At 68.5% G+C, this 22,282-nt stretch carries 15 protein-coding genes; 7 read left to right on the top strand and 8 right to left on the bottom strand.

Annotation, left to right across the window (positions count from 1 at the left end; genetic code table 11):
• Nucleotides 1–43 precede the first annotated feature (43 nt).
• Nucleotides 44–1,156 (bottom strand): non-hydrolyzing UDP-N-acetylglucosamine 2-epimerase, encoded by a 1,113-nt coding sequence (wecB, locus tag ACFHWE_RS12730; RefSeq protein WP_416601423.1) that lies wholly within the window; start codon nt 1,154–1,156, stop codon nt 44–46.
• Between the two features lie 271 nt (nt 1,157–1,427).
• On the opposite strand from wecB, the gene ACFHWE_RS12725 reads away from it, so the two are divergent.
• The 4 genes from ACFHWE_RS12725 to ACFHWE_RS12710 all read left to right on the top strand — a co-directional run bounded on the left by ACFHWE_RS12725 (nt 1,428) and on the right by ACFHWE_RS12710 (nt 6,711).
• Nucleotides 1,428–3,152, top strand: coding sequence for a glycosyltransferase family 4 protein (locus tag ACFHWE_RS12725; protein WP_416601421.1), 1,725 nt, complete (start codon nt 1,428–1,430; stop codon nt 3,150–3,152).
• A gap of 99 nt (nt 3,153–3,251) precedes the next feature.
• Nucleotides 3,252–4,592: a nucleotide sugar dehydrogenase gene (locus ACFHWE_RS12720; RefSeq protein WP_416601419.1), complete on the top strand. Its 1,341-nt coding sequence runs from the start codon at nt 3,252–3,254 to the stop codon at nt 4,590–4,592.
• Nucleotides 4,593–4,833: 241 nt separating this feature from the next.
• The gene (locus ACFHWE_RS12715) at nt 4,834–5,985 is read left to right on the top strand and encodes a glycosyltransferase family 4 protein (protein WP_416601417.1); all 1,152 of its coding nucleotides are present in this window, start codon (nt 4,834–4,836) and stop codon (nt 5,983–5,985) included.
• A gap of 120 nt (nt 5,986–6,105) precedes the next feature.
• A complete protein-coding gene (locus tag ACFHWE_RS12710; protein WP_416601416.1) occupies nt 6,106–6,711 on the top strand; it encodes a malonic semialdehyde reductase in 606 nt (201 codons plus the stop codon).
• Between the two features lie 103 nt (nt 6,712–6,814).
• On the opposite strand, the gene ACFHWE_RS12705 is transcribed toward ACFHWE_RS12710, so the two are convergent.
• The gene (locus tag ACFHWE_RS12705; RefSeq protein WP_416601414.1) at nt 6,815–6,991 is read right to left on the bottom strand and encodes a DUF397 domain-containing protein; all 177 of its coding nucleotides are present in this window, start codon (nt 6,989–6,991) and stop codon (nt 6,815–6,817) included.
• The gene (locus ACFHWE_RS12700) at nt 6,954–7,829 is read right to left on the bottom strand and encodes a helix-turn-helix domain-containing protein (RefSeq protein ID WP_416601412.1); all 876 of its coding nucleotides are present in this window, start codon (nt 7,827–7,829) and stop codon (nt 6,954–6,956) included. The genes ACFHWE_RS12705 and ACFHWE_RS12700 overlap by 38 nt, the downstream gene beginning before the upstream one ends.
• Before the next feature lie 251 nt (nt 7,830–8,080).
• On the opposite strand from ACFHWE_RS12700, the gene ACFHWE_RS12695 reads away from it, so the two are divergent.
• Both ACFHWE_RS12695 and ACFHWE_RS12690 read left to right on the top strand, forming a co-directional pair.
• The gene (locus ACFHWE_RS12695) at nt 8,081–8,473 is read left to right on the top strand and encodes an ATP-binding protein (RefSeq protein ID WP_416601410.1); all 393 of its coding nucleotides are present in this window, start codon (nt 8,081–8,083) and stop codon (nt 8,471–8,473) included.
• Nucleotides 8,474–8,540: 67 nt separating this feature from the next.
• The gene (locus ACFHWE_RS12690) at nt 8,541–8,762 is read left to right on the top strand and encodes a hypothetical protein (RefSeq protein WP_416601409.1); all 222 of its coding nucleotides are present in this window, start codon (nt 8,541–8,543) and stop codon (nt 8,760–8,762) included.
• An 85-nt stretch (nt 8,763–8,847) separates the two neighbouring features.
• Here the strand turns inward: ACFHWE_RS12690 and ACFHWE_RS12685 are convergent, their stop codons facing one another.
• Both ACFHWE_RS12685 and ACFHWE_RS12680 read right to left on the bottom strand, forming a co-directional pair.
• Nucleotides 8,848–9,432: a hypothetical protein gene (locus ACFHWE_RS12685; RefSeq protein WP_416601407.1), complete on the bottom strand. Its 585-nt coding sequence runs from the start codon at nt 9,430–9,432 to the stop codon at nt 8,848–8,850.
• Nucleotides 9,433–9,448: 16 nt separating this feature from the next.
• Nucleotides 9,449–18,502 (bottom strand): DNRLRE domain-containing protein, encoded by a 9,054-nt coding sequence (locus ACFHWE_RS12680; RefSeq protein WP_416601405.1) that lies wholly within the window; start codon nt 18,500–18,502, stop codon nt 9,449–9,451.
• Between the two features lie 297 nt (nt 18,503–18,799).
• Between ACFHWE_RS12680 and ACFHWE_RS12675 the strand changes: the two genes are divergently transcribed.
• The gene (locus ACFHWE_RS12675) at nt 18,800–20,356 is read left to right on the top strand and encodes a hypothetical protein (protein ID WP_416601403.1); all 1,557 of its coding nucleotides are present in this window, start codon (nt 18,800–18,802) and stop codon (nt 20,354–20,356) included.
• A 125-nt stretch (nt 20,357–20,481) separates the two neighbouring features.
• On the opposite strand, the gene ACFHWE_RS12670 is transcribed toward ACFHWE_RS12675, so the two are convergent.
• The 3 genes from ACFHWE_RS12670 to ACFHWE_RS12660 form a co-directional block, all read right to left on the bottom strand.
• Nucleotides 20,482–20,739, bottom strand: a complete 258-nt coding sequence (locus ACFHWE_RS12670) for a hypothetical protein (protein WP_416601401.1) — start codon at nt 20,737–20,739, stop codon at nt 20,482–20,484.
• Complete coding sequence (locus ACFHWE_RS12665; RefSeq protein WP_416601399.1) at nt 20,736–21,089, bottom strand: DUF6247 family protein; 354 nt, start codon at nt 21,087–21,089, stop codon at nt 20,736–20,738. Before ACFHWE_RS12665 ends, ACFHWE_RS12670 begins: the two co-directional genes overlap by 4 nt.
• 82 nt (nt 21,090–21,171) lie before the next feature.
• Nucleotides 21,172–22,002, bottom strand: coding sequence for a glycosyltransferase family 2 protein (locus ACFHWE_RS12660; RefSeq protein WP_416601454.1), 831 nt, complete (start codon nt 22,000–22,002; stop codon nt 21,172–21,174).
• Nucleotides 22,003–22,282: the final 280 nt, after the last annotated feature.

Here is a 22,282-nt window from a genome sequence, read left to right as displayed (position 1 = left end):
GGTCTGCCACCTCTTCTGGTCGGATCGGCGTCTCTCACGGTGCTCACCTGGACCACTGGGCGAGGACGGAGGCGATACGGTGCCCGGCCCGGCCGTCCCAGAGCGGGGGGCCGTCGTCGCCGATCCGCTCGGGGCCGCGGCCGTCCAGGACCTTGGCGAGGGCCTGGAGGAGGTCGGCCTCGGTGACGAGCTGGTTGGTCCCGTGGGTGATGGTGACGGGCCGTTCGGTGTTGGGGCGCAGGGTCAGGCAGGGGACGCGCAGGATCGTGGTCTCCTCCTGGACGCCCCCGGAGTCGGTGACGACCGCGGCGGCGCCGCGGACCAGCGCGACGAAGTCGAGGTAGCCCAGGGGCTGGAGGAGGCGCACGCGCGGGTGGTCGCCCAGCCCCGCGTGGTCGAAGGCGGCCTTGCCGCGCGGGTGTACGGGCATGACGACGTCGGTGCCGTCGGCGATCTCGTGCAGCCGCGCGACGAGGCGGGCCACGGTCGCCGGGTCGTCGACGTTGGCAGGCCGGTGCAGGGTCGCGGCGACGTAGCGTTCGGGCAGGTCGAGCCGGGAGCGCAGGGCGTCGGCGTCGAAGCGGTCGAGGTTGTCCAGGAGGGTGTCGATCATGGGGTTGCCGACCAGGTGCACCCGCTGGGGGGAGATCCCCTCGGCGGCCAGGTGGCCGACGGCTTCGGGGCTGGTGGCGAAGCACAGGTCGCTGAGCTGGTCGGTGACGCGCCGGTTGATCTCCTCGGGCATGGTGTCGTCGAAGGAGCGCAGCCCGGCCTCGACGTGGGCGACGGGGATGTGGAGTTTGGCGGCGACGAGGGCGGCGGCCACCGTGGAGTTCACGTCGCCGTAGACCACGACCATGCCGGGCCGCCGCTCGGTGAATTCCTTCTCCAGGCCGACCATGAGCGCGGCCGTCTGGGCGGCGTGCGAGCCCGAGCCGACGCCGAGGTCGACGTCGGGGGTGGGCAGGCCCAGGTCGCGGAAGAACACGGCGGACATGCGGTCGTCGTAGTGCTGTCCGGTGTGCACGACCGCCTGGTGCGCGCCGCGCTCACGCAGGGCCGAGACGACGGGGGCGGCTTTGACGAAGTTGGGCCGTGCCCCGACGATGTGCACGATGCCGGTGTCCTGACTCCCCAGGGGAGCGCTCGTTGCCACGACTCTCACTTGTCCTTGCTGTTGGGGTGGTGTGCGCCCGTGGAGGGCGCGGTGGAGGGGCGGGTCGGTCGTGCGGGAACGGAAGCGGCGTCCGGCGCGGCCGGTCGGCCCGGTTCCTTGCCCGAGCCGTCCCACGCGCGTCGCCGTGGTGTCACCACTTGGTCACGTTCGCGTGGTTGTGTGACTGACCGTGCATGACACCCAGACTTCCCGACCCCGCATTCCGCGCCCGCGCACCCGGTGGGTACGAGCGCTGACGTTCACCGCTACGTTGGCCTGGCGACACCTGAGGTCCGATCCCGCGCGGCTGCCGCTGCTGGCGCTGCGGCTCTCGCCCGGCCCGCTGCGGCGCGGCGCCCGCGCACTGGCTTCCCGGACCGGGGGCCTGGCGGGCGCCTACGGGCTCTGGGACCAGGGGCGGCGCGAGGAGGCCCGCCGTGCGGTCCTGGATGCCGCGCAGGGCGCACCGCCGCGGCGCGTGGCCCGCATGGTGGCGGCCTCCCTGGCTGCGGGAGACGCCGACACCGCCCGTGATCTGGTGGAACAGATCCCGGAGGGGCGCGACCGCACCGCCGCTGAGTATCGGACGGCTCTGGCCACGGGGCGCGTGGTCCCCACGTCCTCGTCGCCTGACCATCACCGAATCAAGGTAACCCGTGGCCCGCGAACGCGACCCGACGACACGGTGAACGCTCGGCGACCGGAGCCTTCGGAAGATGAACGCCGACGTGGCGGAGGGGGCCCCGCCTCCCCCGGGGCGGGGCTGCGCGTCCTCCACCTGGTGACCAACGCGCTCCCGCACACCAACGCGGGGTACACCCAGCGCACGCACCGCATCGCCACGGCCCAGCGCGAGGCGGGGATGGAGGTGCACGTGGTCACGCGGGCCGGGTACCCGCTCACCAAGGGGGTCCTGGACCCGCGCACCCGGGTGGCCGTGGACGGGATCGAGTACCACCGCCTGCTGCCGTGGACGGCGCCCGCCGACGCGCGCGGTGAGCTGGCGGCGGGACTACGGCTGGCGGCTCCGCTGGTGGAGGCGCTGCGCCCGGACGTGCTGCACGCGGCGAGCAACCACCACAACGCGCGGCTGGCGCTGGAGCTGGGCCGCCGGTACGACCTTCCGGTGGTGTACGAGGTGCGGGGCTTCCTGGAGGAGTCCTGGCTCTCGCGGGACCCCTCCCGCAGCGTGGACGACGCGTTCTACCGGGCCGAGCGCGCGAGCGAGACGGAGTGCATGCGGGCCGCGGACCTGGTGGTGACGCTGGGCGAGGCGATGCGTGCCGACATCGAGGCGCGGGGGGTGCCGCGCGAGCGCCTGCTCGTGGTCCCCAACGCCGTGGACGTGTCGTTCCTCGACCCCCTTCCCTCGGGTGAGGGGGTGCGCCGCGGTCTGGGGATCGGTGCGGACGCCTGCGTGGTGGGCACCACGACCAGCTGTTTCGGCTACGAGGGGCTGGACGTGCTGCTGGACGCGGTGGCGTTGATGCGCGGGCGCGGCGAGGAGGTGCACGCGCTCGTGGTCGGGGACGGCCCCGAGCTGCCCGCGCTGCGTGACCGGGCCGGGCGGCTGGGGCTGGAGGGCTTCGCCCACTTCCCGGGGCGGGTGCCGGCCGGTGAGGTCCGGCGGCACCACGCGGCGCTGGACGTGTTCGTGGTGCCGCGCCGAGACGAGCGGGTGTGTCGGCTGGTGACCCCGCTCAAGCCGGTGGAGGCCATGGCCGGCGGGCTCCCGGTGGTGGCCAGCGACCTCCCGGCTTTGCGAGAGATTGTGGAACCGGGGGTGACGGGGGAGTTAACTCCGGCTGGCGAATCGGAACAACTCGCTGATGTACTGACAAAACTCGCTTACAGTCGAGAAAAGCGGGCTTCATACGGCAGCGCCGGTCGGAAGCATGTCGGAACCGACCGAACGTGGACACAAGCCGCCTACCACTACGGCCAGGCGTACCGCACCCTACTTCGGAAAATGTCCGAACCGGGCCAAATCCCGTAAGTCAGGGCCGCGGCTGTCTACACTTGGACACCCCACCTTCCCAGGCTGTCCTTGAATCAGTGCGCCCGTTCACCAAACGAATGCGAGTGTGACCGCGAAGTGGATGCCGCAGCCTCCAACTCAGTTTCCGTACCCGAACAGACCTCCGCGGAGAGTGTCGACCTGGTGGTCCTCGGCCTCGGTTACGTCGGCCTGCCGCTGGCCGCCGAGGCCGTCTCCTCCGGCCTGTCGGTCACGGGCCTGGACCTGAACCGGGCCGTCGTGGAGGGCCTCAACCAGGGCCGCTCGCACGTGGACGACCTCTCCGACGCCGACGTGGCCGCGATGGTCGGTGCCGGGTTCACGGCCACCGCCGACCCCGCCTGCCTGGGCCGGGCGCGCGCCATCGTGATCTGCGTGCCCACCCCGCTCTCTGAGGAGGGCGGCCCGGACCTGGGCGCGGTGCGCTCGGCGGCCCGCTCCATCGCCTCCCACCTGGCGCCCGGCACCCTGGTGGTGCTGGAGTCGACCACCTACCCCGGCACCACCGAGGAGGTGCTGCGGCCGCTGCTGGAGGAGTCCGGCCTCATCGCGGGCGCCGACTTCCACCTGGCGTTCTCGCCCGAGCGCATCGACCCGGGCAACGCCACGTTCGGGGTGGCCAACACCCCCAAGGTGGTGGGCGGGCTCACCGAGGCGTGCGGGCAGGCCGCCGCCGACTTCTACGGCCGGTTCGTGCACACGGTGGTGCGCACCCGCGGCACGCGGGAGGCGGAGATGGCCAAGCTGCTGGAGAACACCTACCGGCACGTCAACATCGCCCTGGTCAACGAGATGGCGATCTTCTGCCAGGAGCTGGGCGTGGACCTGTGGGACTCCATCGGCGCGGCGGCGACCAAGCCGTTCGGGTTCCAGGCCTTCCACCCCGGTCCGGGCGTGGGCGGGCACTGCATCCCCATCGACCCGAACTACCTCTCGTACAAGGTCAAGACGCTGGGATACCCGTTCCGGTTCGTGGAGCTGGCCCAGGAGATCAACGGGCGGATGCCGTCCTACGTGGTGCAGCGCGCCCAGGAACTGCTCAACGAGGCGGGGCTGGCGCTCTCGCGCTCCAAGGTGCTGCTGCTGGGCGTGACCTACAAGGCCGACATCGCCGACCAGCGCGAGTCCCCGGCGCGCCCGGTGGCGGCCAAGCTGGCGGCCAAGGGCGCCGAGCTGGTCTACCACGACCCGCACGTGGAGTCCTGGGAGGTGGACGGCAGGGCCGTGGAGCGGGCCGAGGACCTGGAGGCGGCGCTGGCCGAGGCGGACCTGACGATCCTGCTCACGGCGCACTCGGAGTACCGGGCCAAGCGCCTGGTGGAGTGCGCGCGGCTGCTGCTGGACACCCGCGGCGTGCTGCGCCGCGACCAGGACGGCGAGAGCGTCGGCACGGACCCCGAGCACGTCTCCGTCCTCTGACGGCCACGGCACACGGACCCACAGGGCGCCCCGAGGAACGATCACCTTCGTTCACCGGGGCGCCCTTTCACGTTCATCGTCGGACCACCTAAGGTTCACCTATTCACCCCCATGTGTCCATCGAGCCTTTTTCGCCCCGTTTTCGCAGGTGAATACCGTGTCGGAAAGCTGGTACCGCCACAGAGAAGCGGATCATCTTTGTCAGAAGACCCCATTCGGTGACACTCGTAGGTGATGTTCAATGCACGCGCTCGTGGCCACGGTGGTGCACCACCCTGAGGACGCACGGATCCTGCACCGGCAGATCACCGCTCTGATCGACGCAGGCCACCAGGTGACCTACATCGCCCCGTTCCGGGAGTGCGGCGTCACCCCGCGCGAGGACCTGCGCGCCGTGGACGTGCCCCGGGCCTCGGGCCGCGAGCGCCGGCACTCCCTGCGCGCCGCGCGGGCGGCCCTGGCCGAGCACGCCCCGAAGGCGGACCTGCTCCTGTTCCACGACCCCGAACTCATCCTCGCGCTGCCCGCCAAACGTCCGGTGACCGTATGGGACGTCCACGAGGACACGGCGGCCTCCCTGCTCACCAAGCCGTGGGTGCCCAGGCCGCTGCGGCGTCCGCTGGGGCTGGTGGTGCGGGCCTTCGAGCGCTACGCCGAGCGCCGGATGAAGCTGCTCCTGGCCGAGGAGGGGTACCGCTCGCGGTTCCGCGGCGACCACCCGGTGGTGCCCAACACCACCGACGTACCCCTGGCCCCGGCCAAGGAGCCGGGCGACGACCGGGTGGTCTACCTCGGCCACGTCTCGATGGCGCGCGGCGCCCGCGAACTGGTCGAGCTGGGCCGGACCCTGAAGCCGCACGGGGTGCGCCTGGACGTGATCGGCGGCGCCGACACGGGCGTGCGGCCCCTGCTGCGCGAGGCCCAGCAGGAGGGCGCGCTGTGCTGGTACGGCTTCGTCCCCAACGACCGGGCGCTGCGGATGTGCGCCGGGGCGCTGGCCGGGGTGAGCCTGCTGCACGACGCTCCGAACTACCGGCACTCGATGCCGACCAAGATCGTGGAGTACATGGCGCACGGCCTGCCCGTGGTGACCACGGCCAACCCGATCGCCACGACCCTGGTGGCCGAGCGCGACGAGGGTCCCGCGGGGCTGGTGGTGCCCTTCGACGACGTTCCGGCGGCGGCAGAGGCGGTGCTGCGCCTGCGCGAGGACGCGGACCTGCGCAAGGCGATGGCCCGCACCGGGCACGCGATCACCCGGTCCTCCTTCCACTGGCCGACCCAGGCCCGGCTGTTCGTCAAGCAGTTGGAGGAGTGGGTGGCCGAGTCCGCGCCGGGAACCCCCTCGGTCCCCCGGCCCCGCGAGGAGCGCCGGGGCGCCGCGCGGGAGTGAGCCCGCGCACAGATTCGTCGAAAGGAAATGTCTTCCTAGACAACCATGTTGGTGCCGGTGATGCGTGAACCCCGGTTCGCGCTGGTCAAGGCAGTAGACGAGCACCGCAGAGGTTGAGACATGAGCGAGGCACTGGTTCTCAACAAGGACGCGCAGGACCTCCTGTTCCGTTCCGCGCGCACCGCCAACAGCTTCACCGACGAGCCGGTGACCGACGAACAGCTCCAGGCCGTCTACGACCTGGTGAAGTTCGGTCCCACCTCGATGAACAACCAGCCGCTGCGCGTGACCGCCGTGCGCTCCCCCGAGACCCGCGCGCGCCTCGTCAAGCACATGGGCGGCAACAACGCCCCCAAGACGCAGACCGCGCCGCTCACCCTCATCCTGTCGGCGGACTCCGACTTCCACGAGCAGCTGCCCAAGGTCTTCCCGGTCTTCCCCGAGGCCCGCGACAACTTCGCCGGGATGCCGGTGGCGGCCCGCGAGTCGACCGCCGAGCTGAACACCGCCCTCCAGATCGCGTACCTGATCGTCGGCGTCCGGGCGGCCGGTCTCGCCGCCGGCCCGATGACCGGGTTCGACGCCGACGGTGTGCGGAAGGAGTTCTTCGGCGAGGACTCCACCCAGCGCCCGCTCGTGGTGATGAACGTCGGCAAGCCCGGACCGGACGCCTGGTTCGACCGTCTGCCGCGCCTGGACTACGACGAGGTCGTCACCGAGGTCTGATCCCAGGGGATGTGTCGGGGCCGGGCGCCGTGGAGCGCCCGGCCCGACCCGTTCCCAGGGTTCGGCGGGGGGAGGGAGGGTTCCGGGTGCTTCAGGGAGTGGTTCAGCGCCCGGCGCGCACCGAGGCCAGGAGCGCGGCCCACTCCCGGGCCGGCACGTCGAGGTGCCCGAGTTCGCGGTTGCGGGTGTCGCGCACGCCCGTGACCGGCCCCTCCGCGACCTCTACGCAGTTGTGTGCCCCGTCACTGTAGGTTGACTTGTGCCACGGCAGGTTCGCCATCTTCGTACTTCCTCTTCACCTGTCGGAGGTAGTCCACCGAATCTCGTACAGACCGCGCGTTCGCCTGCAATCTACTGAACAGGGACACAAAGGAACGAACCATGTGCGGTTCGTCTGTCGTCTGGCCCAGATAAACCGATTCGGTGTGCAGCACTTCCGGAGCCGAAGGTGACGCTATCAGCGAGAACGGGCCGTCCGGCTCCGAGTGCGGAAGAGTCCCCCACCGGTAGAGCTGCATCTGCACCCGGCCGGTGGTGGCGAGCCGGATGAGGGCGTCGATCTGTTCGCACATGACGGCGTTCCCGGCCACGGGCCGGTGCACCACCACGTCGTCGAGCACCACGTGGTACTGCGGCCCGTCTTCGTCCAGGACGCGTGCGGCCCGCTCGAACCTGGTGGACGCCTTCTCCTCGATCATCGGCTCTTTGAGCCAGGGGGCGCCCGCCGCGAAGACGGCTCTGGCGTAGTCCTTGGTCTGGAAGTTCCCCGGGATGAGGACGCAACTGTACTGGCGGATGAGGTCGGCGCCCGCCTGGAGGACGTGGACCTGCTCCTGCCAGTCCAGGCGCTCGGGCGCGTACAGCTCTTCGTAGAGCCTGACCAGGCGCTTTCCCGCTCCCAGGAACTCATCGAGGTCCTTGACCTTCGACGCGTCCAGGTGCTTCCAGCCGCACTCGACCTGCGAGATGAAGCCCTTGGAGTAGCCGAGTTTACCGGCGACCTTCAGTTGGGTCATACCGCTCTTACGGCGCATACGTGCGACGGCTTGCCCAAAGCGGACGTCTGATATGTCCTTTTTCTTGTTCTTCGCCACGGTGTTGAGCAGATCAGGAGGCACTCAGGAAGTCTACAAAAGTACACCGAGGAATACCTGGGGTATTCGCTAATCCCCCCAAGGACCGTAAGCCTGTTCCGGCCCCCGGGCTTTGGGGATTCTGGCGTTGTCGATCCGCGAAGCGGCGACTCCCGCCCCCTCCCCCTGGGCTGGGAGCCATCGGAGCAATGCCCGGTGGCGGGGTCGGTCCGCTCTCCTCCGGGGCGGGCCGGCCCCAAGACGAGAACACCCAGAACAGACCGAGGTGAGAACACATGCGGCCCACCGTCCCGCCCCTAGCACTCCCCCGCCGACTGTGCGGCACCCACACCACCTCGGGACTGCTCATCGGCCCCGACCCCCGACACCTGCGCGACGCCCGCCGATGGGCCGCCCAAGCCACCCGATCCCGGCCTGGACTCGCCGAACCCGTCACCCTCGCCGTCTCCGAACTCGCCACGAACGCCCAGCGCCACAGCGCCTCGGGGCTGTCCGGCGGCGCCGTCCGCATCGAGATCGAACGCACCCGGCACCGGATCACCCTGCGGGTCACCGACCACGGCCCCCGCCCCGGACACCGGGCCACCCTCCCGGCCGTGCCCGCACCGGACCCGCTCCGGCCCAACGGAAACGGCCTGCGCCTACTCGACGCCCTGTGCTCCTACTGAGACTGGACCCAAGGCCCCGGAGACCAGATCACCGTACGCGCGGTCTTCACCTGAAAGCCCCAGCGCCGTGGGCGATCCACCCAAGCCCGCCAAAGGCCGCCGCGCTCTCCCCCGGTCCCGTTTCGACCAGGTGCGGCTCCAGGCCGCGCTCCGCGGGCTCGTACTCACCCGCTACCCCAGACTGCTCGGAGCGATCTACACCCTCGCCATGCCGGACCAGCAGGTCGCCATCTGCCACGACCTCACCGAAGCCCAGCAACACATCAACCGCCACCCACCCCTGTCTTGAAGGCACCTGGGCGCACACCAAAGAAGATAGGACCGGGACAGCAGGTGCTGCATACAGCAAGGGGAAAATAAGAAAATCTCAATCATCAATCATTCGGCCAGGGCCATTCGACAAATAGATTTTCATCATCAAAAGACTTTGCCACGATTTCACAGTCCAAAACTCTGATCGCAGCCTTGTAAATATACTCACTCACAGACATTTCATGTTCACACCACCAACCATCACGCTCCTTGGCCAAAATTTTCCACTCACTTGAAGGTCCGTCTACATACCAATAAAATTCATCACCAATGAAGTCGTCACCCCACTTCAACAGCCCGGGGACCGTCGGATAAAAATCTGGAAACCTCGGATAACCCTCTAGTAGAGTTCCATCCATTTTTTGCGGGACATCACCCACAAAGGGATCCTCTGCAAGAAATTCTCTAAAAATTTCCTCACTCTCCCTGGTCGCAACCAGCAGATCCGGATCGCCCGGGGTTCCCGCACGGGGAGTTATCAGAGAAATAGAACCCAAGTTCACGGTAAAATACTTAGAGGCAAGAATCTTATAATCCTCAGGAAGCGCCAGACCCATCGCTTCCTCTATTTCACCCCACACAATCGGCTCCTTTTTCCCAACCGTACTATCACCCACCAGATCAATAATCTTCTCCACATAGTCCACAGAACTCTCCAATCCCTCAAAAACCACTCATACTTCTCGGCTTGGACCCCCTGCAGACACTTCCATCCATCCTCCCACCATTCACATACTTCTTCCCATTATTCAGGATGCAATGATCCCAGGATTCCCCATTGCTCGCAATCCCTGTCATATGGATACCCCATGGACGGACGTTCGAACCTTCATAAATTGGCGTAACTACGTAGATTACTTCCACATTATTCTTCAACAATTTTTTAGTTCGACGCTCAACCGTCCCCATGCCAGAAGTATTCGTCTTCCGATACGTGGCGACAATATTCTCATCCTGCCCCGAACCGAAGAAGTTACTAGCAATCAGGTGAGCTCTGTTGTCCGGACCAGAAGCGTATCCAGGTGGATCATTTTTTGGTTCATACCTACTAGTCGAAGGATTCAGATCTTGCGGCCCGCAGAACCTTCCGACCGCAGTCCCACGCTGCTGATGAGAATTGATCTTACTGAGATCGATGAACGAACGACACCCGCCGTCCTCATCTCTCAGGTTGAACGTGGAAGCCCCATCCAAACCTTCCAGGGCCGATTCATAGTCGCCATAGTTTGCAAGGTCAAATGATATTTGATCATTAACCTTGATGTCGTTTTCCCTCTTCTTACGATAACTCTCATCAACCGTGAGAGTTTCGAGGACATGCGCGAAGGAGTCGGTGACGAACTTATCAACAGCGACATCTACCAGATCCTCGATCTCCGGCCTGGCGTGCTCAACCGCCAGAATCGCCCTAAGGATCAAACCCCACGGCGGCGAAGAAGGCGGGGAATCATCTTCGATCCCGTTATTATTTCCAGAACCACCACCGGGATACCAAGGGTTGCGATTACCATTCCCGCCACCCCCTGAACCAGGGATATTGATATCCGTAAACGAGATCTCATCAAGATTCGGGTAAGGCGCTTCAGGCAAATTCCAAGGACATACGGGTTTATTCTGCCCAGGGTAACCACATGTGGCATCAGCCAATGGCGATGGAGCCAATACGCCTTCTATCACCAAACCAGCAAGGTTCAAGCGACCAACCCATGTCGCAGCCCTAAGACCCCATCTACCCCATCTAATTACCTGCACTCTAAAACGTTTTCTGCTTTCTTGGTCATAGAGTTCTTCGACGAATTCTTCGCTAACACAGGGTGTCTTAGGTCGACATGGCGCGTGTCCGCTGGGGTCGGTGTTCATCAGCGGGCTGGCATTGCCGTAGGTGTACCGATTGGCCTGCACCGAGGGCACCGGGTTCAGCGTCCAACTATCCCGAGAAGAGAACCCACCAGTGGCCGGGTCGTACCAGCGGGCGTGCATGTTCACCCGACCGGTCTCCGGATCGGTGTACTCCCCCTGGAAGCCCAACGACCCCGTCGTCCCCGCCTCGTCGGCCACCTCACCGAACGGCGTGTAGGTCCGCGAACCCGTCACGGTCCCGGCCACCGGGTCCACCCCGGCGATCACGTCACCGTGCATGTCACTGACGGTCACCACCCCGCCGCCGCCCGCCGGGGCCGTGGCCAGCGGCCGGCCGTCCAGACCACGCGCGATCAGCTCCCCGCCGACGGCGACAGCGTCGTTGTCCTGGCCCGCGTAAGCCAGGCTCTGCCCGCCCCGGCCGATCAGCCGGTTCAGCGCGTCGTAGACGTAGGCCACCTGGCCGTCGCTGACCATCCGCCCACGGGCGTCGTGGGTGAACGCCGTGGTGGTGTCCTCCTCATCGACGGTCTGGGCCAGCGTCCCCCGCGCGGTCCAGGAGTAGTCGGTCCCCGCCGCGCTGACCAGCCGGTTGCGCTCATCGTAGGCCGCGCTCTCCCCACCGGCCGAGGTGCGGTTGCCCGCCGCGTCCCACGTGTAGTCGGTCACCGTCTCGTCCGGAGCGGTCCAGGAGGTCAGCCGACCCGCGTGGTCGTAGGCGTAGGCGTGCTCGCCCGCCCCGGCCGTACCCGCCGTGGTCTTACCGGTCACACGCCCCGCATCGTCGTAGGCGTAGGACACCGACACCGCCGGGACCGGACCCGGCGCGAGGGTCGAGTCGCTGACCAGGCGCCCCTGGGCGTCGTAGTCGAAGGAGCGGTCCACGCCCGCGCTGCCGTAGGCGATGGCCTCCAGCCGTCCGGTGCCGGTGTCGTAGGTGTAGCTGTGGGTGGTGCCGGTCAGCGGATCGGCGGCGGTGGACAGGCGCCCCGCACCGTCATAACCGAACGTGGTGGTGCCCGCAGCGTCGGTGCGCTGGGTGAGGCGGCCGTCGGCGTCGTAGGCGAAGGAGGCGGTCCCCGATTCGCCCGCGGAGGTGAGCAGTTGGCCGCGGTCGTTGTAGGTGTAGGTGTTGCCGCCCACGGTGGTGGGGCGTCCCGCCAGGTCGTAGCCGAAGGTGTCGGTCCGCGTGGTGGCCTCGGCGCCGGTGCCGGAGACCTCGGTGATGCGGCCCAGAGCGTCGTAGGTAGTGCTCTGGACCACGCCGCCGGGCCGGTGTTCGGCCACCGGGTTGCCCGCCGCGTCGTAGACGGTGGTCCAGGTGCGGTCGGCCAGCGCGGGGTGTGCGGTGGTGGCCGGTTCGATCACCGATTCGAGCAGGTCGTGGGGGGTGAAGGTGTACCAGGTGGTGTTGCCGCGCCCGTCGGTGAGACGGGTGCGGTTGCCCGCCGCGTCGTAGCCGAACGTGGTGGTGATCGAGGTGGTCTCATCGACGGGCTCGGTGAGGGTGGTGATCCGCCCGATCGGGTCGTAGTCGGTGGTGGTGGTGTGGCCCAGGGCGTTGGTGGTGGCCACGGGGCGCGAGTCGTCGTCGTAGTCGGTGCTGGTGGTGGCCAGGACGGTGCCGGAATCGTCCTCGACGGTGGTGGTCGTGGGCCGACCGGCCAGGTCGTGGACGGTGCGCGCGGTGGCTCCGGCCGGGTCGGTGACGGAGGTGGTCAGACCGGTGGGGCCGTAGCCGTAGGTGGTGGTCTGTCCGGCGGCGTCCGTGGTGGCCACGGGCTGGCCGAGGGGGTTGTGGGTGGTGGAGGCGGTGACGCCGGAGGGCGTGGTGGTGGAGGTGAGGTTCCCGGCGTCGTCGTAGGCGTAGGTGGTGGTGTGCGCGGCCGGGGTGGGGTGGCGTTCGATCAGGGTCTGGGTGACCTGGCGGCCCAGGTCGTCGTAGGTGGCCTCGGTGCGGGCGCCGGTCGGGCCGGTGGCCGAGAGCTGTTCGCCCAGCAGGTCGTGGGTGAGGGTGGTGACCGGCGCGGTACCGCCCGTCTCGGCGGGCGGCTGGGTGATCCGGACGGTGTTGCCGAGCTGGTCGTAGGTGTAGGTGGTGGTGTTGCCGCGGGCGCCGGTCTCGGAGGCGACGCGCCCGGCGTCGTCGTAGGTGGTGGTCAGGGCCGGGGTCAGCGCGGTGCTCGAACCGTGGGGGGTGTAGTCGGCCAGGGTCGTGGTGACCGGGCGGCCCAGCAGGTCGTAGACGGTGTGGGTGGTGTTGCCGCGCTCGTCCTCCTCGTGGGTGAGGTCGCCGAAGGTGTTGTAGCCCAGGGTCGTGGTGGGCCGGGCGGTGACGTCGGCGGTGTCCCACTCCTGAACCGTGACGGCGGGGCTGCGGGTGGTGGTGAGGTTGCCCAGCAGGTCGTAGGTGTAGTCGGTGGTGTGCCCGGCCGGGGTGGTCTCGGACAGCACCAGGCCGCGCTGGTCCACGGTGCGGGTGGTGGTCAGGTCGTCGTCGCCGTTCTCGACGGTGCGGCTGGTCCAGGTACCGGTGGCGTCGCGCTGGTAGGTGACCTTCTCGGTGCGGCTCCCGCCCGCGCCGGTGCGGGTCTCGGTGAGGACCGCACCGGTGGCGTCGTAGGTGTAGGCGGTGGTGCGGGCCAGGCCGCCGGGGTCGGCGACGGTGGAGGTGACCAGCCCGGCGGCGTTGACCTGCTGGGTGGTGGTGAGGGTGCCGTTGCCGGTGCTCTGGCTGACGAGGTGGCCCGCCTCGTCGTAGTCGTAGGAGGCCAGCACGATGTCGCGAGTGGAGCCGTCGCTCTCGCGGAAGCCGACGCGGGTCTCCTGTGCGGTGAGGCCGTCGTCGTAGTAGGTGTAGGCGGTGGTGCGGCCCATCGCGTCGGTGTGCTCGGCCAGGCGGCCCACGCTGTCGTAGGCGTAGGAGTCCAAGACGAGGTCGGCGGGCGCCTGCGGGTCGTCGGGGTGGCCGGTGTAGTCGGTCAGGACGGTCTCGGCCAGGTCCCCGCCGGGGGTGTAGGAGTAGCGGAACGTCTGCCCGTCGGCGGTGGTGCGGGTGACCTGGTTGCCGTAGGCGTCGTAGGTGTAGGTCTCGGTGCGGTCCTCGGCGTCGGTGACCGAGGCCAGTCGGCCGTGGTCGTCGTAGGTGCGGGTGGTGGTACGGGGGGCGTCGGCGCCGTCGAGGTCGGTGGCGGTCTCGGTGAGGACGCGGCCGTCGGCGTCGTAGGTGTAGGCGACCGATCCCTGGTGGGTCTGGCCGGTGACGGCGTTGGCCACCTCCGGTCCGGTCTCGGTCACCAGGCGGGAGGCGCCGTCGTAGGTGCGGGTGGTGGTGGCGCCGCCGGGGAAGGTGTCGGTGACCACGGTGCTGGCGGTCTGCCGCCCCAGGGCGTCGTAGGTGTGGGTGGTGGTCAGGCCGCTGGGTGCGTCCACCTGGGCCAGGTCTCCGGCGGCGGTGTAGGCGTAGGAGGTCACGCCGCCCTTGGCGTCGGTGGAGGTGGCCATGAGCCCGGCGGGGACCGTGCCGCCGCCGACGGCCGCTTCGGTGCCGTCGGTGAAGGTCTGGGTGGTCTCCCGGCCGTCGGGGAAGGCGCTGGTGGCGGGGGACGTGGTGGAGACCCGGTCGCCGAAGGCGTTGTAGCCGTAGGTGGTCAGGTAGGTGTCGTCGTCGGGGCCGCTGGAGCGCGGGTCGCGCTGGGCGGTGAGTTGGTCGTTGCGCGGGTCCAGCGGGTTCTCGGTGTCGAGGAAGTAGTCGTAGTAGCCGGTGGAGCAGGAGTCCTCGTCGCCTGCGTCGCGGCAGGTGGTCTGGGAGACCTTGTTGCCGCGCTCGTCGCGCCCGGTACGGGTGACGGTGCCGTCGGGGGCGGTGGTGGCGGCGAGGAAGCCGCCAGTGTCGTAGGAGAAGTGGCCGGTGTTGCCCGAGGTGTCCGTCTGGGAGAGCAGGCGGTGGCCGTTGAGGGGGTCGTAGGTGTAGCTGGAGTCGCGGTCGTCGGGGTCGGTGACGGTCACGGTGACCGTGAGGTCTTCGGGGACCGCTTCCTCGTCGTCGCTTTCGGGGGCCGCGGCGGTACCGGTGAGGGTGTGGTCGGAGACCTGGTAGGTGGCGCCGTGGGAGTCGGTGTAGGTGCTGACGCGGTCGTGCACGGCGTCATGGGTCAACTGCACGTGGGTGCGGCCGCTGGGAAGGGTGGTCTCGGTGAGCTTCTGGGAGAGGGTGGCCGCGGCGTGGTGCTCGGCGACGGTGCGGGCGCCCAGGGGGCGACCGTAGACGGCGACCTCGTCGATGTCACCGGAGAAGTGGGACACCTCGCCGGTGGTGGCGGGCCAGTCCCTCCAGTAGCCCGCGCCGACGTAGACGTAGCGCTGGTCGTTCTGGGTGATCTGGCCGCTCATGGTGCCGACGGCGACACCGTCCAGGTAGAGGGACTGGGTGTCGCCGGAGGCGGTCAGCGCGGCGTGGTGCCACTGCCCGTCGTTGACCGCGTCGCTGGAGGTGAGGGGGGAGGAGGCGCCGTTCCAGAACTCGCCGCGGAGCTTGCCGTCCGTGCCCACGTAGAGCGCGGGGGTGTAGGAGCTGGAGGCCGCCTCCTCCAGGGTGTGGTTCTGGTAGCTGAAGAGCACCCCGTCCTCGGTGGTGCGGAACCACAGTTCGATCGTCAGGTAGGGGGTGTCGGTGACCAGCCAGTCCGGCAACTGCACGCGGGAGGAGGTGCCGTTGAAGGTCGCCGCGCTCTCGGGGGTGCCCTGGAGGGCGCCGGTGGTGCCGAGCTGGACGTCCCGGTAGGTGCCGGTGTGGCGGTCGCCGTCCAGCAGCAGGTCGCTGTCGGCCTCTCCTGCGCCTTCGTCCTCGCCCAGGCGCCAGTAGGCCACGGGGCCTGCGTCGCGGACGACGGTGCGGTAGTGGGAGCCGTCGGTGTAGCTGTAGGCGGTGCAGGCGCCCTCGGCGTCCTCGGTGCCGCACACCTCGGTGAGGCGGTCGCCGTCGTAGGTGTAGGTCCACTCCAGCGGCTGCTCCCCTGATTCGGGGGCGTCGGTGGTGACGGTGCTGACCCGGCCGCCGGTCCAGGTGAAGTGCAGGCTGCGTCCGCCGGGGCTGGTGGCGCTGTCCAGCGTGCCGTCAGCGGCGTAGTCGAAGGTCTGGGTGCGGCCGCGGAAGTCGGTGACCTCGGTGATACGGCCGTCGGAGTCGAAGAGGTAGGCGGTCTGGTTCTTGTCGCTGAGGCGCCATCCGCCCTGGGCGGTGGAGGTCAGGGTGGCGAAACTGCCGAAGGGCGGTGCGTAGGTGCCGTCGGGGTTGTGTCCGAAGCGGACCTGCTGGCCGTTGGGGTAGGTGACCACGACGTTGCCGGTGCCGTCGCCGTCGGGTTCGACCCGCATGTCGAAGCGGGTGCTCCAGCCGGAACCGAAGATGGTGTCGGTGCGCGGGTCGCGACTGTTGTAGGTGCGGCGCACCGACAGGGCCGGTCCGGCGGCGGAGACGTGGGCGTCGGTGTCGGCGGTGGTGTAGTTGCCCACCAGGGGGTCGACGTCGCGGCCCGCGCCGCTGAGGCCGACCCCGCCCAGGTGGTGGGTGATGGCGGGCTGTTCGACGGCGGTGACCACGGGGTAGTACGGGCTGGTGGGGCTGGTCTGGTCCCCTTCACGGGTCTGCACGCGCCACTGGAACTGCTCGCCCCAGGCCAGGGTGTCCTCGGGCACGCTCCAGGTGCGGGTGTCCTGCCAGCTGGAGTCGACGCAGTCGGTGGGCTCTTCGCCGGTGTCAGCACAGACCTCGAACCAGTACTCCACCACGGCGTCGGTGGGCCAGTGGTCGATGGTCTCGCCGGCGGCGAAGAGGGTGGGGGTGAGGCTGCCGACCTGCCCGCCGGGGCGGGGGTAGACGTCGGTGATGCGCGGCCCCACGTCCTGGGAGGCGACGCTGACGGTGGAGACCGGCACGCTCTGGTCGGAGAACCAGGCCTGGTCCCGCAGCCGCTGCATGTCGAAGTTGAGCAGGTAATCGCCCGGGGGCAGTGAGGGGATGCGAGCGTTGAGGGTGGCCGAGTCGCCGGGGGTGAGGCGCTCGTCCAGACGGGTGAAGGCGACGGCGTCCAGCAGTTCGCCGGTGTCGGTGTCGCGGACGCGGGTGCCCAGCCGGAACTCGTTCCAGCCCTGGGGCTCCCAGTCCATGTCGCCGAGGTTGGTGACGGTGACGGTCACCTCGCCGCCCTGGCCGCCGGTCACCGGTTCGGTCAGGGAGTCGACGTCGTAGGAGGCGCCCCAGGAGCTGTGGGTGATGGCCAGGTAGGGCGGGTTGGCGGACTGGCGGCTGCCGAAGCGCTTCCAGGTGTGGCTGGAGTCGAAGTCGGCCCGGATGGACAGGCCGTGGTTGGCCTCGGAGCCGTCGACCCAGCCCTGGACCAGGTCGACGCCGTTCTTGCCCAGGTCGAGGACCTCCCACGCCGAGCCGCCGCAGGTCTCTCCGTGGGCGAAGGAGTCCGTGGCCAGGGCGGAGTCGACCGAGGGGCGGTTGTTCCAGGTGACGGTGGTCGCCGACCAGGATTCGGTGACCTGGTGGACGCGCACCTCGCGCGGGGTGCAGTAGGACGACCAGTGGTTGAACAGCACCAGGTCGGCGTTGAGGATGTAGCGGTTGTCCAGTTCGCTGACGACGTCGTTGAAGCGCAGGTAGCTCATGGCCCGGCTGGCGCCGCCGTTGTAGCTGCCGACCTTGAGTTCGTCGTCGCCGCTGTAGTTGGTGGTGGGCCAGTCGTCCTGGACGTAGGCGTCACCGTCGGTGTCGATGTCGGCCACGCTCGGGTCGACCCGGACGGGGTAGACGCGCTCGGAATCGTCGAGCCAGGCGTCGTCGAGGGTGACGGTGAGGGACCACTGGCCGCCGCTCTGGTCCAGGCCGTAGTGGACGTCGCCGGAGAGGGCGGGGCCGCCCGTGTCCGGGTCGTGGGAGGAGTCCTCCATCCAGCCGGTGGGGATGACCGCCTGGGGTCGGCCGTCGGTGTCCGTGAGCAGGACGGCGCCCTGGTCGTCCAGCTCCGGGGCCAGGCCGTCGAGCTGGAGGGGGAAGGTCCACTCCCGGGGCGCGTCAGGGGAGTTCAGGACGATGGTCTCCTTGACCATCCCGGGGGCGGCCTGCAGTTCCAGGTCGGCGCCGGGGCGCACGTTCTCGTAGTGGACCGTGTCACCTCGCACGCTGCCCGCCGCTTCGGAGGCGCCGTCGAGGCCGAAGGCCACACGGTGCTCACCGTCCTCACCGACGTCGAGGGAGGCCAGTTCGGTGGCCTCGGCGTCGGTGGAGAGGGTGAGGCGGTCCTCCTCAGCGGCCATGGCCACGCGGTCCGCGCCGTCGCCGTCCAGGGAGCGTGCGGCCGCGGCTTCGGTGTCGGGGACCAGGGTCGTGTCGATCTCGCGCCAGGTGCCGTCGCCGTCCTGGAAGTGGACCGGGTCGGTGTAGACCTGTGTGGTCGTGGTGCCGTCGGGGTTCTCGAACTCCTTGGTCCAGCGGGTGCGCTGGTCGGTCAGCTCGACACTGGCCTCGGGGTCGAATCCGCTGCTCTGGGCCTGTTCTGCGGTGTCGTCCTGCGGTGCGAGTTCCTGGGGATCGAAATCGGGTTCGACCGGAGTGAAGGGGGCAGCGCCGTCGTCCAGGGGGAGGGCACCGTCCGCTGGAAGGTCTGCGACATCGATGCTGTTGGCCCCGGTGGCATCGCTCTGCTCAGCGGGGACCTCGTGTTCGCGGTCGGCCGCGGTCCCGCTCAGTTGTTCGGGTCCTTCAGGTGTCTCCACCGGCAGGACCGGAGCAGCCGGTTCCTGGGCCAGGGCAGGCTGGGGCAGCGAGCTGAGCATCAAGGAGAGAGCCACGGCACCGGCCGTCCACGACGTCCAGGTCCGCTTGTCCAAGATTCCGCCACGGTGCGACGCGTGCACGAGGCTCCTTTATCCGCAGGCCAACAGCAACGGACCGGCCCCGTGAAGCGGGGGTGAGGCCGACCCGACAGAACCCGGACACCATAGAACAAAATGAACTTGAAATGAGTTAATATTTAATAACAGGCGAAAAGTAACGAATTAGAAAAATTCCGAGCAAACTTCGTGATAACAGCGAGACTCAAGAGGGTTAAGGTTCCGCCGTCCATTCGTTTCGGCTGAAGGGGACCGATGAAGCGCGAGGGCTTTCACCTGCCCACATCCCGGAAGTGGCTCGCCGCCGCAGCAGCAGTGCTGGTGGTCGGCGGGACGGGCACCTACGCTCTCGTCTCCAGCGTCAGCGACCCTCGCGCCGACTCCTACGACTTCAACGGTGACGGCTTCCCCGACCTGGCCGTCGGTCTGCCGGGAGACACCCTCAACGGCCACGCCAACGCCGGGTCGGTGGCCGTCGCCACCGGCAGCATCTCCGGTCTGATCGGCAGCAGCTACCTCCTCAACCAGGACTCGGCCGACGTCTCCGGAGCCCCCGAAGCGGGTGACAGCTTCGGACAGGTGCTGACCAGCGGCGATTTCGACGCCGACGGGTACGCGGACCTGGCGGTGAACGCCCCCTTCGAAGCCATCGGAAGCACCGAGGGGGCCGGGTACGTCACCATCCAGTACGGCAGCAGCTCAGGTCTGATCAACAGCCGCAGCCAGTCCATCCACGAGGACAGTTCCGGAATCCCCGGTGACGTGGTCAAGGACGAGATCTTCGGATACTCCCTGGCCACCGGTGACCTGAACGGCGACGGCTACGACGACCTCGCCATCGGCCAGCCTCTCGACTCGGCCAACGGCAAACCGAACGCGGGCACGGCACGTGTGGTCTTCGGCTCTGGTTCCGGACTCGACATGGCATCCACCATCTGGCTCGACCAGTCAACGGACAACGTCCCCGGTGGCCCGGAATCCCAGGACCGTTTCGCCGAACAGCTCGCCATCGGCGACATCAACGGCGACGGCAACGACGACCTGGTGTCGGCGACCATCGGCGAACAGATCCCCAGCAGTTCGGACCGGGGCTCACTCCATGTGATGTTCGGTCCCTTCACCGACGCTCCGTCCAGCGGGGACTACATCGACTCCGCCCACGTCGACGGCATCGGCGAGTTCTCCGGAAGCGCCCTGGCCATCGGCAACTTCAACGCCGACCCCTACCTCGACGTCGCGGTCGGCGTCTCCGACCAGAAGGTCGGTGAGGACGGTGCCGCAGGAAGGCTGGCGGTCTTCTACGCGGGCTCCGACGGCCTCTCCCACGACAACGTCGAACTCTTCGACCAGGACACTCCCGGGATCGGCGGAGGCCCCGAGCCGGAGGACTACTTCGCCGCGGACCTGGCCGTGGGCGACGTCGACGGCGACGGGATCGACGACCTGGTGGTCGGTGTGCGCAGTGAAGCCCTCTCGGGTCACCCCGGAGCAGGAGCCGCCACGATCCTCTTCGGCAACATCCAGGGCGGGATCGCGGCGACCGACTCACTCTGGATCGACCAATCCGTGGCAGGTGTCCCGGGAACCGTCTATGAGGCCGACCACTTCGGTTGGACCGTCGGAGTTCTGGACATGGACGGCGACGGGGTCGAAGAGCCCCTCATCGGGGCCCCGGGCAACAGCCACGGGACGGTGACCCTCCTGGAGGTGGAACGGGGCGCGCTGATCTCCGCGACGGCCTATGCCCAGGCCGACCTCGAACTCGAAGAGGGGTCCGGGGAGGACGCCTTCGGAATCGCCCTGCCGAAGTAGCCGGGCGTCCGGTCATCAAGCTCTCGCGGGAATGCCCGCGAACCGCCCACGCGCGCGGCGCACCGTACCTGGTCCGAGGGGCCGGGCACCGGGGTCCCCCGCCTCAGGTGCTCAACAGCAGAAGATCAATGCGGCCAGAGGGTGACGTGAACGATGACGACCTCTCTCATATGGTGAGCGAGGATGAACTTGAAGAAGCCTGCTTCATCACCCAGTGAGAACTCTCGCAACCCACCCGAACGATCAGTCGGTTCACCCACGTGGTCGGCTTCGGGGCCCAGGAAGGCCAACTCGGTCGCGAAGCGTTCGATCGCCGCTAGAGCCCAGGGTGGCAGCCCTTCGGAGAGGTGCTCCGGTTCGAAGCACCAGGTCCATTCGTTCACCTGCCGAGCCTCGCATCCGCCCAGGCCAGGATGCGTGAGATCTCGGAGGCCGCTTCCCGGGTATTTGGGTGCCCCTCGTTCACCATGGCCAACAACTCCGCTTGTCGACGCGCGATATCGGGGTGTCTCTCGACCTCGATGAACTGGGCCCACGAACGGCAGAACAGCCACAGGGGACCGAGGCTCTGATTGGTCTGAGCCTTGGTGCTGGCCTCGACGAGTCTGCGGTCGAACTCCTTCAGCCGCGAGGGGGCGAGTTGCGTCAACGCCGCACGCAGAGCGGCCGGGTTCGCGTCCGGCCGTGGGATGAAAGGCGCCTCGATGGCCTCGACCACAGGTTGTTCCGACATCGCTACCGCCCTGCTTTCAGCCGTGGGAGCCGCTGGTCCTCAGCAGGAATCTACCTGCTGTCCGGAAGAGAAGGTGGGGATCTCAGATGATCGGGGGGCGGCCGGCGAGGGTCATCCGCCAGGCGGTGGACCAGCGGATGGGGCTGCGCCGGCCGGCGTCCTCGCGCCAGCCCTCGCGGAAGCCCGCGAACCAGGAGCGCAGTGCGGAGCGGTCGCGCTCGCGCAGGACGGTGAGCCCCACCCAGGTACCCAGGTAGGCCAGGGCCAGCGGCCACGGCAGGTTGCGGCGGGCCAGCCAGACCCGGTTGCGGGCGTTGAGCCGGTAGAAGTTCTCGTGCCGGGTGGGCGGGACCGCCGGGTGGTACATCACCGCCTGGGCGTCGTACTCGATCGTGTACCCGGCGTCCATGATCCGCCAGGCGAGGTCGGTCTCCTCGTGGGCGTAGAAGAACTCGCCGGGCAGGCCGCCGCCCTCGTCGAAGGCGCTGCGGCGGATGGCGCACGCACCGCCCAGGAAGGTGGTGACCCGGCTCGACACCCGGGGGTCGCCCACCCGCAGCCGGGGCACGTGGCGGCGCTGGTCGGGGCCGCCGTCGGGGTCGGCGATCCGGAACGACAGGGCGCCCAGGGACGGGTCGGCGGCGAAGCGGTCCCGCACGTGGGCGGCGAGGTCGTTGGAGCGGTACCAGCCGTCGTCGTCGAGGAACAGCACGATGTCGCCCCTGGTGGCCCGGACGCCGTGGTTGCGCCCCTCGGGGATGCCCACGTTCTCCGCCAGGCGCACCGTGGCCACGCCCTCGGGCAGCGTGGGCAGGTCGGAGCCGTTGCCGACCACGACCACCTCGACGTCCGTCCCCTCCTGCTCGAACACGCTGCTGATCGCCCTGCGCAGTTCGGCGGGGCGGTTGCCCATGGTCAGCAGGACACAGGACAGCGTGGGCTGGGTGGGACCGGACACCTCGCGGCGGCTCCGTTCGGCTCGGGGCGCTCGGGTTTCGCTCGCCGCGGGCGCGCCGGAGACCGGTGAGGACGGAATCAGGGATGTGGCCAAGGCTCGCGACCGTTCAGTGGACGACAGACGACGGAGAGGTTGACTCTAGCCAACGCTCACACGAACAGACTAATGAGAAGATAAGCCGAATGTGTACGGAGCCGTGTGCCGGGTAGGGCACACGGCTCCATAGGTGACGTGA

It is taken from the genome of Nocardiopsis sp. LOL_012, assembly GCF_048060475.1.
Classification (GTDB): domain Bacteria; phylum Actinomycetota; class Actinomycetes; order Streptosporangiales; family Streptosporangiaceae; genus Nocardiopsis.
This window is presented reverse-complemented; position numbering and strand designations above follow the sequence as displayed.

Bases quoted from the DNA above. Each gene is read 5' to 3' on its own strand.
- ACFHWE_RS12715 (WP_416601417.1), top strand. From the start codon at position 4,834: ATGCACGCGCTCGTGGCCACGGTGGTGCACCACCCTGAGGACGCACGG.
- ACFHWE_RS12710 (WP_416601416.1), top strand. From the start codon at position 6,106: ATGAGCGAGGCACTGGTTCTCAACAAGGACGCGCAGGACCTCCTGTTC.
- ACFHWE_RS12705 (WP_416601414.1), bottom strand. From the start codon at position 6,991: ATGGCGAACCTGCCGTGGCACAAGTCAACCTACAGTGACGGGGCACAC.
- ACFHWE_RS12695 (WP_416601410.1), top strand. From the start codon at position 8,081: ATGCGGCCCACCGTCCCGCCCCTAGCACTCCCCCGCCGACTGTGCGGC.
- ACFHWE_RS12675 (WP_416601403.1), top strand. From the start codon at position 18,800: ATGAAGCGCGAGGGCTTTCACCTGCCCACATCCCGGAAGTGGCTCGCC.
- ACFHWE_RS12665 (WP_416601399.1), bottom strand. From the start codon at position 21,089: ATGTCGGAACAACCTGTGGTCGAGGCCATCGAGGCGCCTTTCATCCCA.
- ACFHWE_RS12660 (WP_416601454.1), bottom strand. From the start codon at position 22,002: ATGGGCAACCGCCCCGCCGAACTGCGCAGGGCGATCAGCAGCGTGTTC.